Genomic DNA, 11966 nt, shown 5'->3' on the forward strand with positions numbered 1-11966 from the left:
CACGTCGGGTGGGCTTGCGCGACTGCTCGAATCCGTTGTTTTGATCTGCGGCCATTGCCAGGGTCTGCTGCTTCATCTGCGGATAACGTTTGAGAAGCGACAACGGTGGACCTTGATCAGCATTGCCTTAAGACGAATCTGGTTATCACCACCAGCCGTAGGACGTACCTGCTGGAGCTGGCTTCGACGGAAAAAACGTGGATGGCATCGGTGTCGTGGGAATACCCGCGCGACCGGGTGCTGGCCTTGCAGCGCCAGGCGCAGGCTTCCAGCGCCGCCGCGCCGGTGGATTCCGGCTTGTCGCTGGAGAACCTGCGCTTCCGCTACGCGATCAGCGGCAGCAATCCGCCCTGGAAGCCACTCCGTGCCTTCGATGATGGCGCGAAGGTCTATATCCAGTTCCCTCCCGGTATCGCTCAGGGTGAATTGCCGCCGCTGTTCGTGATTGGGCCGCAAGGTGACGGGCAACTGGTCAATTACCGCTTCCGCGCGCCGTACTACATTGTGGATCGCCTCTTTGGCGCTGCCGAACTGCGCCTGGGTGGTGACAAGGGCGACGTGGTGCGGATCGAGCGCACGGATGGCGTGGCACGGAGGAACTGACCATGAGCCAGGACGACACCCCCGACCTCGCCACGCCGCAGGCGGGCAAGGTCGCGCCCGAGGCGGTTGCGCTGCGCGCCCAGCCGCGCCCGGTCACGCGCCTGAACCGGCGGACGCTGGCCATGCTCACCGGCGGCCTGTCGGTCGCCGTGCTCGGGGCCACGATCTGGTCATTGCAGCCGCATCGGCGCGGCGCAGGCGAACAGACCGAGCTTTACAACGTGGATCGTGTGTCGAAGTCTGAAGGGCTGGACGGCCTACCGTCCGACTATTCCAAGCTGCCGAAGGTGCCCGAACTCGGGCCGCCGCTGCCGGGCGATCTCGGCCCGGCCATCGTGAAATCGCAGCAGCCGGTTACGGCCGCCTACACGGCCCCCGGCCACGATCCGAACGATGCGCTGCGCAAGGAAGCCGAAGCGGCCGCAGCCTCGTCCGTGTTCTTCCGTTCAGGTGCGCAGGCGGCCGCTCCCGTGGCGCAGTCGCGGGTCGCCGCCGCGCCGGGCTTCGCCGCCAATGCAGCGTTCGACCCGATGGCCGCCGGACCGGCCTCGACGGCGGCCCAGCCCGCCGACCCGACCGCCGTGCAGAACCGGCAAGACCAGAAAGAGGTTTTCCTGAAAGGTGGTTCTACGGAAACCCGCAATTCCGGCAATCTGGCGCTGCCGGCATCGCCATATCAGGTGATGGCCGGAACGGTGATCGCCGGGGCGCTGGTGACAGGCATCAAGTCCGATCTTCCGGGCGACGTGATCGCCACGGTGACGGAGCCGGTCTTTGACACGGCCACTGGCAAATTCCTGCTGATCCCGCAGGGATCGCGCATCCTCGGGCGCTACAACAGCCAGGTCAGCTACGGGCAGAGCCGTGTCCAAGTCGTCTGGAACCGGATCATCCTGCCCGACACGTCCTCGCTGACGCTCGACAACCTTGTTGGCACCGATCCCGCAGGCTACGCGGGCCTGGAAGACGATGTGGACTGGCATTGGAATCGCATCGTCGCTGGCGCGGTGCTGACGACGCTGCTGGGTGTCGGCGCCGAGCTGGCCGCGCCGGAGAGCCGCCAGGACGGCAATCGCATCGTGATCGCGGGGCGCGACAGCGCGCAGGACAGCATCAATCAGGTCGGCCAGGAGATCACTCGGCGCAACATGAACATCCAGCCGACGCTGACCACGCGGCCGGGCCTGCCGGTGCGGATCATCGTCAATCGGGATCTGGTGCTGCGGCCCTACCAGCCGCTGTTCTTCAATCGGGGAGCTTCGCAATGAGAACGACCAAGAAGCTGCGACTCGGGCCGCTGCCTAAGACCGAGAGCGTCAAGCTGACCTTCGCTTGCCCGGCCAGCCTGAAAGCCGACCTCGACCGCTACGCCGCGCTGTACGCGCAGACGTATGGCGAGGCGGTCGATGCCATGACTCTGATCCCGCACATGCTGGAAGCGTTCATGGCGGGAGATCGTGGGTTCAGGAGGGGAGGGCGGGAGGCTCCAAAGGTTGCAGCGAAGTGAGGCTTGGAGGAAGACCGCTGTGCTTTCTGCGCTATCCTAGAGGGTGATTGACGATGGAGTTGCCAGAGTCGTCGCCCCTCAAATCCCTACATCTTCCGCACCAGACAAAGCTCTTGTCGGATGACGGTAAAAGCGACGGTAAAGGCTCAAGTCAATCACCGCCAATCCCTTTAATCATGCGTGTTTGGGGGCCTGTTGATGATGGAGTGGGCCGGCAAGCTAGGGCGCATCTGGGAAATGTTCAGCGTAGCTCGGCGAGCATCCAGTATTCGACCAACTTGATAAGGTAGCGATAAGGATGAGCGAATTGGCTCAGCCGTCTTCGTTCAGCGTGGATACGTCTGGTTGGGTGCTCGGATTCAGCAACTCATGGCATCCGAATAAAAGGGAAAATTCATGCACGCCTATATCAAACCTGCCTGTCCATGCTCACGGGTTTGATTCAGTGCATCGACGAGGAACAAAGAGGCCAGCAGTTCTGTTGGTACTTCGTGCTTCTTGGATGTCATTGTGTTGATGGCCTGGTAGGCTCGCGCCGACGATGGATTGTCCGTTTACACAAAATCCTGCACACTCTCCCGAGCATGGTTTCATTGGGTGAATGGGCCGGGTCCAGCCTTGGTATCTGGCGCCTCCAACGCGAAGGCGCAATTGAAGTATTTCTCCGCCTCGCTCCACGGTGCGTTTTCCTTCCACAAGGTTAGGAAGGCACGGCTGGCATCCACGACGCTCGGACTGACTTGCAACGTTTGCAAGCCCAACGCATTGAAGGTGTCCTCGTGATCATGCAAGCTACCCACTTGCCCCGCATAACTGTAGAACTGACTAATCCTACCTGGCTGCGCGAACCGTGGAATCGCTTCGCACATGGCGCCGCTCTCAGGGTTCCGGCCAGCATGGGCTTGTGAAAAACTGTCCTGAAGCATGTGCAGCAGCGCTCCCATGGCGACCTTGTCGAGGTCCTTGCGGACCTCGACGATGCCGGTGGCAAATAGATTCGTGGCAGTCATATCGCCGGGGAAATAGTATTCCAGTTGGTCGACGCCGAGGGTTCGTATGAAGCGGTCGGTCGGAATCGCCTTGGTCGCCACGCCCCACAGGAACTGCGCCCACATCCGCATCCGCTGGCGTGTTTCTGCGGCAGTCTCGCTGTCATACGCGGCCATCGAGTGGAAAAACTGCAGGTCACCGAAATGCGATCGGTACAAAAGATACTCGCCTGGGCCGAAAGCCGGCTCGCCGGGCTTGCTAGACATGCGCTGCTTGGCGGTCTTGTCGGCATCGGAGAAGAGGCCCTTCCAGCACTTGGGTTGGGCCGTTGAGCGCAGCGTGACCTTGGGGTCGCAGTCTGCAATGCGAGGTGGCGATGCGCGGTTCAGCGCGAACGGCGGATCGTCGGGCCAGCGTACGCCGTAGAGGAGCACTTGGTTAGCACGGACGGCTTCGGTCGTCAGGCACTGTTTTTCCAAGCCCGCCTGAACCACACAGTCGAGCGCGTTGAGGGTGATGGCCTCATGGACCGGGCTCTTGATCATGGGAAGTGCATTTCCGACGAACCATTGACCGATACCATCGATGAACTGGTTGCCTCCAAGACTCGACAATTTGCGGTCAACGTCGCTGATGCGAGGTAGTACCTGGAAGGCCAGCGCAATAGAGGGCAGCAGCGCTACCGTCATCAGTGTGGTTGCCACGTAGCGCCTCAGACGGGTCTTCGCCATGATCATGATCCTCCGATACTTTGTCTTGCGGAATGCCTACTTGATGGGGTGGGCGATCTGAAATTGCTCATAAACGATAGGCGGCCGCGCCTCGCTAGATGATTCAATGGCTATCGTGTTCTGGCGCACTGATGTGGAGCTTCCAGATTTCCAAAGCTGGGTCTGTCTGATCTGTGTGGCGACAAGCCCCTGTCTTCGTTGATCGGAACGAGCCGCGCGTCCGGTCATGAAAAACTCTCCTTCTGGCTGAACAACGGGGGGAGCTTCGTCGCATTGCTGACCAGTAATTGGTAGTTCGGTGGCGCTTGCCTTGATGCGTCCAGTGCGAGGCGCAAGTCCTGAATGGCATACGAGGCGAGACATTCGCGCACTCGCAGGCGCATGGCCCGGGCGCCGGGAAAGTACTCATGCGCGATCATCTCTTGCTGTGCGACGGACAGGGCAGGGTGGGCAACGACCACGAGCTCCAGCATGCGTAACCATTCCGCGTCACCATCTTGCGGATTCATGTTCAGGGTATCCACGAGTTCGGCTGACGCCATGCGACCCAGTGTGAAGTCGCGATAGCCCAGACGCTGTGCGCACCAGGCGCGCACATGCCAGCGCCGGGGTGCGCGCACGAATGCGTGGGGAAAGATGATCCGTTCCGAGCCCGCCGGTGAGGACATGGACCTGTAGATGATTTGGACGCCGGTCTGCTGCTTGACGGCGCGGAACAGGGTCGAAAACACCTGTGGAGCTACCGCTGAGAGATCGATGCGGGCATCCTCCACGAATCCCCCGACCAACCGGTCTTGGTGATGACTCACGATCTGCAGGTACTCATCAGGTGAGCGTCTTGCGGACCGTGGATCAGCGAATTCGAGTGGAGCATGAGCCGAGGCGCGTCGGGCGCGGCGTCCCATCCGTTTGACCAGTTCGCCCATCAGGCGGCTCGCCCACACGGCTTTGACGTCCAACAACTGTCGAATGCGCTCGTTGTCGATCGCGCCTTCCCAGGTTAGTACGGTTTCGAGATTGCTCAAGTGGGACACGGAGCCGATAAGTCGAATTGCGATGACGGAAGCATACTACAAATTTAGCTTGCAAGCTAAATTAGCTTGGTGTATAAATTTGTCATGAACCTGTTCGATCGCCTGCCCAATGGACTGTTCGGTCCGCTCACAGGGCGCTACAACCGCCGAGCCTGGGAGTTGCTGGTCCGGTTGTCGGAGCGCTTCTTCGGCGCGGACTGCGTACCACCGTATGCCGAAGGCTATCTGCACGAGCAGGTGACGAAGGAGATAGAGCGCTTCCTGCTTGATGAGCAATGGGAGGAGGAGAGTCCGGATGCTGCGGCGACACCGATCAACGTGCAGGCGAACCAATGGCTGGCGAGGCTGGTTGAAACCGGTTGGCTGATCGAGGACCGGGTTGGTTTACGGGTCTTTGTCAGCATGCGTCCGGTGGTGGCCCGGTTCTTCGACGCCCTGGAACAGTTCGCGCTCGATGGCCCGCAATTGGTCGGCGGCAGCATTCAGATGATTTACAACCAGCTCAAGGCAGCCCAGGCCAATCCCAAGGAACAGGCAGCCGGCTTTCAGACGGCTGCGCAGTCCTGCTCGCGGCTCATCAACGGTCTGAACGCCACGACCTTGCGGGTGAGAGACCTGATACGCGACCTCACCCAGGAGCAGGCCACGCCTGTCTTTGTGAAGCGCTTCTTCAGCGAGCACATCGAAGAGCTCTACGTGCGTGACTTCCGGCAGATGCGTACGGAGAATCATCCGCTGATGCTTCGCTTCGAAATTATCGAGCTGGTCGAGTTGGTTGCGACGACAGAGCCTGCGCGCGAGCAGCTGCTGGCCGGCTACCGTGCGCTGCCGGGGGCTCGCCATGAGGCGGTGGATGACATGCTGGCTCGCGATGTTTCGAGATTCCAGCGCCTGCTGGATGTCGAGAAGTTCCTGGAGCGCATGGACCGCGTCATCGACTCCGCGACGCAGCGGGCGCTGGCCTATCTCGGCTATCGGCTCAAGGCGTCGGAGCGGCTGGAGGACGTCCTGGCAGACGCTGTCGCCAGCGCCTGTCGGTTGGCTGAACAGGGCCAACCCATCACGGGCAGGTTGCTTTCTCCATCGCCAGTGGTGGCAGATTATCGGCTCCGCATGCCGAACCTTCCGACGGCCAAGCCAGACCGCCGCGCGATGGTCAGGCGCGAGATGACGCCGCGTGAGCGGGCCGAACTAATGCTTCGCCGGGCCATGGTACGCCACCGGGACACCACCCCCGCGGCCGTCAGGCGTTATGTTCAGGCCCATGTGCCCGCAGGTACTGAGATCGACGGAGCTCACCTTCCTGTGCAAGGGGTGGACGACGCAGTGGCGGTCCTGGTGCTGATGCGGCTCGCCGCCATCGGCCGTGTCAACCCGAAGGCGCTACGCGCCAATCCGCTGCTTCGGAACCTCGACTTCGAGGCCGTCATGGACGAGGGAGGCCGGGTGAGCACCGAGCTATTCGAACTTCCGGGATTCAAGGTAAGAAGGAGGCCCGCCAATGCCGCGTGACTGGAATGCCCTTGCGGCAAACTCCGATGGACTGTATGAGGCGAGCGACTTCAAGCACGCCATGTACCAGCTGGTCGTCCAACAGTGCCTCTATCTGCGGCAGCGGGACCAGGCTGTGGCCTACCGCCTGATCTCGGCGCATCGAGATGCCTTTGGCGAGGCCGTCGCGCTGATGGGATTGCGTCTGGGCTTCGTCGATCGGCACGAGCTCTGCTATGTCACACAGGATGGCGGGACGCAAAGCCCGATGGATTTGCAGGAAACGCTCTTTCTGCTGACGTTGCGACACGTCTATCACACCCGTGCAAGCGCTGGCGACCTCACGCCGGATGGTGATGCATTGATCGACATCGCGGAGTTCGAGGAAAGCTACAAGAGTCTGTGCCACCGGGATTTTGACGGCCGCGTGGACACGCTACGGACGCTTTTGAAGATGTCGGCGCGGCATGGCGTTGCGAGGGCCGTGGATGCCCCCGAAGGGGATCCACAACCTTTCGCCATCTTGATCTGGCCTGGCGTCGTCGAGGTACTTAGTGAGCATGCGCTGAACCGGTTTGGCGCGGATTTGAAGGCGCGCTTGGTCACAACAGAGGTGCCGGCGGCGGCACAGGAGTTCACTTCATGAAAACACTGGTCGCCGTGCACGTCGTGCAGTTCTCGTTGTGGGACTACGAGACATTCCAGATCAGTCCCGGGGGCACCGGCGTCATCGGTCCCAACGGCGCCGGCAAGACGAGCTTGGTCGATGCCGTCCAGATCGCAATGGTCGGCGGGCACGGCCAGCACCTGCACTTCAATGCGCAATCGGTGCACAAGGACTCCCGGTCGATCCGGGCCTATGCGCTCGGCACGATGCGCTCCGGAGAAGGCGAGCAAGGCGTGGTGTCGCGCAAGCGGGACGTGGCGCTGTCATACATCTCGTTGGTGTTCCGTGGCGAGGACCCGAGCGATGTACTCAGCGCTGGCATATGCATCCATGCGACGACGGCGGACCAGCGGGTCATGGGCCTATACGTCCTGCCCGGCGTGGAGTTGAAGCTGGAGCACCACCTGGAGGACCTGGGGGATCGGGGCAAGGCCCCGATCGATTGGGAACTTTTCGCCGAATTCGGGCGCTCGCATGTTCGCGCCGCTGGGCGCACACCCACCATCACGACGCGCCCTGAAAGCTATATGCAGGAGTTGCTGCACAACGTGCAGCAGGGGGTCGATGTACGCAAGTTCTTGCGCGCCTTCGGCCACAGCATCAATCTCAAGGCCGTCAGCAGCGTGGGAGACTTCCTGCGGGGATACCTTGTCGAAGCCACACCGATCGACAAGCGGGGGACCCTACAGCACATCAAGACACTCCGCAGCCTGGGTCGGCAGATTGAAGACGTGACGGCGCAGGTGACACGGCTTGAGATGATCGAGAAGCGCTATTCGAAAGTGGCTGGCCTGCACCGCCAGACAGCCGTTGCCCGAGCGGTCGGCCTTCAGGTTCGACTGGAGGCAGCCGACGAGAGCGCCGCCAGTCTGGACGCGGAAATCAACGAGCTCGACAGGCAGCTGGCGAAGGCTCGCCAGGACCTGCCGCACCTGGAACAAAGACACCAGACGCTGCATGCGGCGTATGAGAGCCTGCTCGCTCGGCTGGGCGCCGATCCCGAGGCCCAGCAACCCGCACAACTGGAGCAGTTGCGCAAGGCGCATGGCGCGACTGTCCAACAGGCGCGCAAGGAAGTGGATCGCTTGGCGCTGCAGCTACGTGAAGCGATGCTGGAAACAGCGGTAGCTTTGGAGGCGCGACACGCGCAGAAGGCGAGCGCGGTGGAAGAGGAGTTGAAGCGCTGGGACGGCTGGGCCAAGGCAGGACATATTGCGACCCCGGAGCAGTTGAAAACGGTGTTGGACATACTAGCGGCGTGCGAGACGCAATTAGGCAGCGAGCGCACTATCGCCCGTCAGGACGAGCATGATGCCAAGGCCACTGCGCTGTCCGCCAAGGCCAAACTGCAGGCCGTGAACCAGGGCAAGCGGATAACCGATGGCGATGTTGCGACCGCTGCGGCTCTTTTTGAGCAGGCCGGGATTGCCTATGAGCCTGTGGCCAGCCTGGTGCAGGTCACTGATCCGCGCTGGCGGGGGCCGATTGAGACATTCTTAGGACCCCATCGCCTGGCGCTCGTCGTCGAAGCTGGAAGGGAGGATGAGGCGGTGGACCTTATCCGGCGGCAGCGGGTCAACAACGTCACCGTCGTGCAGCCGGAGCACCTGCGCGACGACATCGGCCGCGCGCCAGCGCCGGACAGCGTCGCGGCGCTGCTAGACAGCACCAATGCAGTCGCCTTGGCCTATTTGCGCAGAATCCTAGGCCGCATGAAGCGAGTGCACTCCACCGAGCAACTACGGCATGAGCCGCGCGCCATGACGGTCGATTACATGCTCAGCGCCAATGGTGGGAGCAAGCGCATTCGTCCCCTCGATGAGCAATCCTGGATGCTCGGTGTGAAACTGACCAATGAGGACCGGGTCGCCGCCGTCAATGAGAGCCGCAACGCAGTCAACGCGGAGCGCAGCGCCACTCTGTACCTCGCCCAAGTCGACGGGGCATTCGCCAAGGTCCAAGCCGCCTCGCAGCAGATCACTCAGGTGTCGTATGCGGCCGCCGTGGGGCAACATGCGTCCGCAGCGCGGGACTTGCAAGCGACGACGGACCCTGCGGCAGTGCCGGTGTCCGAGCGACTCAAGACTCTGCGCACCGATGTTGCGGAGGCGCGTGGGCAGTCGGTTGAAGCCGGAAATGCGTTGCATGACCACAAGCTTGCCATCAACGGCAAAGAGACGAGGTTATCCATTTTGTCTCCGCAGCTGACCCGGGCGCAGGAAGACCTCGCGAAACTGGAGACGTCGCACGCTCAAGCCATCCGCGATCCGGACTGCGACTACGACATGCTTCCCCAAGAGTACGACCGGCTGCAGGCGGCGATTCTGTCGGCCGGGCTCGAGCAGGCTTTGCTTGAACTGGAGCAGCGCGTACGCCAAATGGACTCCCACATCCAGACAGCGCTCGGGGTAGCTCGCGACGGTTTTATTGATTTCATCAATGAATACTCGATCGGGCTGGTGGACGAGCGCAGCGATTGGCGCAAAGCCCACGGCTGGATCGGTCGGCACGTCAGAAAGTTGAATGATTCCACGCTGAAGGAGTACCGCCAGCAGGCGGATGACGCGCGTGAGGCTGCTGAACAATCGTTCCGGTCAGACGTCAAATTCAAGATGCGGGAGGCCATCCAGCGGGTCAGGCAGGAGATTCGCGACCTGAACGCTATCTTGCAAACCTGTCCTGCCTTCACCAATGGCGAGAAGTACCAGTTCTTGGCAAAGCCCTCGCCGGCGCACCGCGACATGTACGAGCTCATCGTCGCCTCACCCGATGCAGGCGGAGAGGATCTTTTCGGGCAGCAGGGAATGCAAAACAATCTCATGGCCTTGCTGGAAGACAGCGAGAGCGGCAAGGATCGGGGCAACAACCCGCTGGAAGACTATCGCCTGCTATTTAACTTTGACCTGCAAATCCTTCAGGACGGTAAGGTTGTCGACCTATTGAGCAAACGGATGGGCGTGGCGTCCAACGGTGAGCATCGCGTGCCCTTTTATGTCATTGCCGGCGCCGCTCTGGCCACGGCCTATCGCATCCGGCCAGGTGTCGCGCGCGTAGGGGCGGGCCTGATGATCCTCGACGAGGCCTTTTACGGGATGGATGCGCAAAACACCTATGTGACCGCGACCTTCCTGAAGAGCCTGGGACTGCAGCTGATGATGGCGGGCCCCGATAGCGACGTCGGCAAGCTCGCCCCGCTGATGGACAACTACTACGATCTGGCCCGGTATGGCTCGGACGTGTTTGCCGAGCATGTGGTTGTCAAGGAAGCGGCGCATGCATTGTTCTCTAGCGATATCCCGATGTTGCACCCGGAATTGATCAATGCGGCGGAATCCCAACTGCTTGCTACGGCCAGGGCAGGGTGATGTTGCATGGTGGATGATGACGACAAGTCGGCCGGCCGCGGTGCGGCTCTGGCGCGCAAGGCATTAGAGCGGCTGCTGGCCCGAGCGGAGAACGCCGCCGCGAAGGGGCCGTCGCACACGGACCGCACCGCTAGGTCCGTGACGCTTCCCCTATCCGAGAAATCCTTCCCCGAGTACTTACGCCTACAACGGCATGCGGACAAGGCCGTGTGCAATGCCAGCCTGCAGCTGGCCGAGCGGGATGGTGCGATCAGCGTCGAATGGGATCACCGGGCGGGCGAGCGTGCGCATGTTCAGCGCATTGTGCTGAACGACGGCGCCAGGCTGGCCCGGCATTTGGGGATCGAGCCGCGCTGGGACGTAGTGGCTCTGGCCGAGCGCCAGTTCGAACCTCACACCGCCATGCACCCGGTACTCGCGCAGGTGATTGAGGCCTGGCGCAAAGGCAATCTGCTTCGCGGCACGCGGCCGGGCGACGTAGCCTCATGGCTCGACGCCATCCACGTGATCCAGTACTGTGCGTCCAAGTGCGGCGATGACATCGCCATCCGCAGGTTGAGCGCCAGCCTGTTCCGCGACAGCAAGCGCATCGAGGCGATTTGGCCCGCGCTCGATGCCTTAGTGCAGGGCGACGCGGCCATGGTGCAGAGCGAGATGGAAGATCTGTTCTCCGAACTGGGGTTGGTCAAGTTTCCGCCGACCTTGCTGGTCGCCGGCAGCGTTGCAGTCTCATACGGCGATGAACCGATCATGGCATCGCGGCCGTATGTCGGCTTCGCCCCTTCAGTCATCCGCTCGGTCAGTGTTGATCCCGGTTCTAGCCGGCGCCTGTTGACGGTGGAGAATCTGACCACGTTTCACGAACTTGCAGGACAGCGGCCGGACGATGCGATCGTTATCTACACAGGCGGGATGCCAAGTCCCTCATGGAAGCGAGCCTACGCAGTGTTTCTGAAGGCGCTTGCGCCGACCGCGGCGCTGCACCACTGGGGTGACATCGATGTGGGCGGATTCCGCATCGCGTCGCATATTGCCAAGTGCTGCGAGCAAGAAGGGCGTTCGCTCCGCTTGCATGGCATGCGCGCTAACGCCGTGCTACCCGGCACCGTCACCCGGCGTGAATTGGTGCCCTCGGCGCGGCGCGAGATTCTCCGGATCTGTGAACGCTGGGAGTGGAGTGAAGAAGCCGCAGCACTCGGGGCGCTCGCGGTCGAGCAGGAAGCGATGGAGCCATGCTGGCCCGAGTGATCGCGGCAGCGGCGCAAGTACCTGTCGATCTATTGAGCGACTGTCTGAAGGTTTGCAGCTAGCGTGCGTGGGATCCCGCCACTCGGCCACGCTCATGACCGTGGCCGTTGGCAACACCCCCCCTCGTCTCAGATCAGCCTTAGAAAACGGTCATGAGGCCGGCGGGCTCGAAAGGTCGCTCCCGGCCGATGGAGCGGAAGTGTCTAGTACATCGTTCCGTTAAAACATTTACGTAAATGTGATCATGTGCGATCATGCCAACCCAGCGATTCCTTTTGGAGGCTGGCATGGCAAGACGGACGGGGCGAGCGGCGTTGGTGTTGAGCGGGG

Annotated in this window: 9 protein-coding genes and 1 pseudogene; 7 read left to right on the forward strand and 3 right to left on the reverse strand. The window is 61.9% G+C overall.

Annotation, left to right across the window (positions count from 1 at the left end; all coding sequences use genetic code 11):
* Positions 1 to 126: 126 nt before the first annotated feature.
* From trbG to DTW89_RS16910, 3 genes and pseudogenes are all read left to right on the forward strand, one after another.
* Positions 127 to 603, forward strand: a pseudogene (gene trbG, locus DTW89_RS16900) (P-type conjugative transfer protein TrbG); the annotation flags it as partial.
* Positions 604 to 605: 2 nt separating this feature from the next.
* Positions 606 to 1871 carry a TrbI/VirB10 family protein gene (locus tag DTW89_RS16905; RefSeq protein WP_004358713.1) on the forward strand — a complete coding sequence of 422 codons (1266 nt, stop codon included), beginning with the start codon at positions 606 to 608 and terminating at the stop codon, positions 1869 to 1871.
* The gene (locus tag DTW89_RS16910; protein ID WP_004358711.1) at positions 1868 to 2110 is read left to right on the forward strand and encodes a DUF2274 domain-containing protein; all 243 of its coding nucleotides are present in this window, start codon (positions 1868 to 1870) and stop codon (positions 2108 to 2110) included. Before DTW89_RS16905 ends, DTW89_RS16910 begins: the two co-directional genes overlap by 4 nt.
* 590 nt (positions 2111 to 2700) lie before the next feature.
* Here DTW89_RS16910 and DTW89_RS16915 read toward each other — a convergent pair.
* The 3 genes from DTW89_RS16915 to DTW89_RS16920 are packed head-to-tail and all read right to left on the reverse strand — an operon-like array spanning position 2701 to position 4856.
* Positions 2701 to 3831 carry a hypothetical protein gene (locus DTW89_RS16915; protein WP_114656777.1) on the reverse strand — a complete coding sequence of 377 codons (1131 nt, stop codon included), beginning with the start codon at positions 3829 to 3831 and terminating at the stop codon, positions 2701 to 2703.
* Positions 3832 to 3867: 36 nt separating this feature from the next.
* Positions 3868 to 4059 carry a hypothetical protein gene (locus tag DTW89_RS19355; RefSeq protein ID WP_147277674.1) on the reverse strand — a complete coding sequence of 64 codons (192 nt, stop codon included), beginning with the start codon at positions 4057 to 4059 and terminating at the stop codon, positions 3868 to 3870.
* Positions 4056 to 4856 (reverse strand): WYL domain-containing protein, encoded by an 801-nt coding sequence (locus tag DTW89_RS16920; protein ID WP_114656772.1) that lies wholly within the window; start codon positions 4854 to 4856, stop codon positions 4056 to 4058. The genes DTW89_RS19355 and DTW89_RS16920 overlap by 4 nt, the downstream gene beginning before the upstream one ends.
* Positions 4857 to 4949: 93 nt before the next feature.
* Between DTW89_RS16920 and DTW89_RS16925 the strand changes: the two genes are divergently transcribed.
* Genes DTW89_RS16925 through DTW89_RS16940 form a run of 4 tightly spaced genes read left to right on the forward strand, consistent with a single transcriptional unit; the run spans position 4950 to position 11636 of the window.
* On the forward strand, positions 4950 to 6377 hold the full coding sequence (locus DTW89_RS16925; protein ID WP_114656773.1) for a Wadjet anti-phage system protein JetA family protein: 1428 nt from the start codon (positions 4950 to 4952) through the stop codon (positions 6375 to 6377).
* Positions 6367 to 7002: a DUF4194 domain-containing protein gene (locus DTW89_RS16930; protein ID WP_114656774.1), complete on the forward strand. Its 636-nt coding sequence runs from the start codon at positions 6367 to 6369 to the stop codon at positions 7000 to 7002. Before DTW89_RS16925 ends, DTW89_RS16930 begins: the two co-directional genes overlap by 11 nt.
* On the forward strand, positions 6999 to 10388 hold the full coding sequence (locus DTW89_RS16935; RefSeq protein WP_114656775.1) for an SbcC/MukB-like Walker B domain-containing protein: 3390 nt from the start codon (positions 6999 to 7001) through the stop codon (positions 10386 to 10388). Before DTW89_RS16930 ends, DTW89_RS16935 begins: the two co-directional genes overlap by 4 nt.
* A 6-nt stretch (positions 10389 to 10394) precedes the next feature.
* The gene (locus tag DTW89_RS16940; RefSeq protein ID WP_114656776.1) at positions 10395 to 11636 is read left to right on the forward strand and encodes a Wadjet anti-phage system protein JetD domain-containing protein; all 1242 of its coding nucleotides are present in this window, start codon (positions 10395 to 10397) and stop codon (positions 11634 to 11636) included.
* Positions 11637 to 11966 lie beyond the last annotated feature (330 nt).

This window comes from Acidovorax sp. BoFeN1, assembly GCF_003345135.1.
GTDB lineage: Bacteria > Pseudomonadota > Gammaproteobacteria > Burkholderiales > Burkholderiaceae_C > Acidovorax > Acidovorax defluvii.

Excerpts from the sequence above, each read along its gene's own strand:
- DTW89_RS16905 (WP_004358713.1), top strand. The coding sequence starts at position 606 with ATGAGCCAGGACGACACCCCCGACCTCGCCACGCCGCAGGCGGGCAAG.
- DTW89_RS16910 (WP_004358711.1), top strand. The coding sequence starts at position 1,868 with ATGAGAACGACCAAGAAGCTGCGACTCGGGCCGCTGCCTAAGACCGAG.
- DTW89_RS16915 (WP_114656777.1), bottom strand. The coding sequence starts at position 3,831 with ATGGCGAAGACCCGTCTGAGGCGCTACGTGGCAACCACACTGATGACG.
- DTW89_RS19355 (WP_147277674.1), bottom strand. The coding sequence starts at position 4,059 with ATGACCGGACGCGCGGCTCGTTCCGATCAACGAAGACAGGGGCTTGTC.
- DTW89_RS16925 (WP_114656773.1), top strand. The coding sequence starts at position 4,950 with ATGAACCTGTTCGATCGCCTGCCCAATGGACTGTTCGGTCCGCTCACA.
- DTW89_RS16930 (WP_114656774.1), top strand. The coding sequence starts at position 6,367 with ATGCCGCGTGACTGGAATGCCCTTGCGGCAAACTCCGATGGACTGTAT.
- DTW89_RS16935 (WP_114656775.1), top strand. The coding sequence starts at position 6,999 with ATGAAAACACTGGTCGCCGTGCACGTCGTGCAGTTCTCGTTGTGGGAC.
- DTW89_RS16940 (WP_114656776.1), top strand. The coding sequence starts at position 10,395 with ATGGTGGATGATGACGACAAGTCGGCCGGCCGCGGTGCGGCTCTGGCG.